The following is a 537-nucleotide window of genomic DNA, read 5'->3' as shown; positions in this document are numbered from 1 at the left end:
CATAGTAATCATAAAGGTCTACTCTTTTTATTCACGTTATTTGTAAGATGAAAGGATTGCGACGTAAGAACCCTCTTAACTCAACCATCAATCCATCTTCGTGCTCTAGCATGAGCAAGTTGGCTTGGCGTGTCAATATCATAACTGAGCTGATGATTATTTACGCTACTTATTTGGTGAGACGCCAGCCCTCTAATTAAGTGCCGTAGTCCCTTATCCCCTGTCAGCAAGGCTTGCCATTGTGTCAGTAGCTCATAATCGATTTTTAGAGGCAGGCCAACGATATCATTTCTAAGAGGATCACTAGTGGTTATTTGATTGGTGGTTGTCTCATGAAACGCAGTTTTCTCGCTCAAGTCCTGCTCGTCGCTCCAATTGTTCAAACTACTATATCTACTAGCAACCACATCCTGCGCGCCTGTCATCAACGCGATTAGATGCGACTTATCAAGCAATACTTGATCAATGCCCATGATTAATACGCGACTGACTAAAAGATCATCGCAGTCAATATCATTGCGTAATGCCTCGATACCC

The 537-nt window shown here is 42.6% G+C and carries 1 protein-coding gene; it reads right to left on the bottom strand.

The features are described from left to right. Positions 1-80: 80 nt before the first annotated feature. Positions 81-537, bottom strand: a 457-nt coding sequence (locus ACS8FD_RS24010; protein WP_459252190.1) for a glycosyltransferase family protein, incomplete at its 5' end; no start/stop codon positions are given.

The organism is Psychrobacter sp. 1U2, from assembly GCF_051847575.1.
Note: the sequence above shows the minus strand (reverse complement) of the source record. Positions and strands in the feature narration are given on the sequence as shown.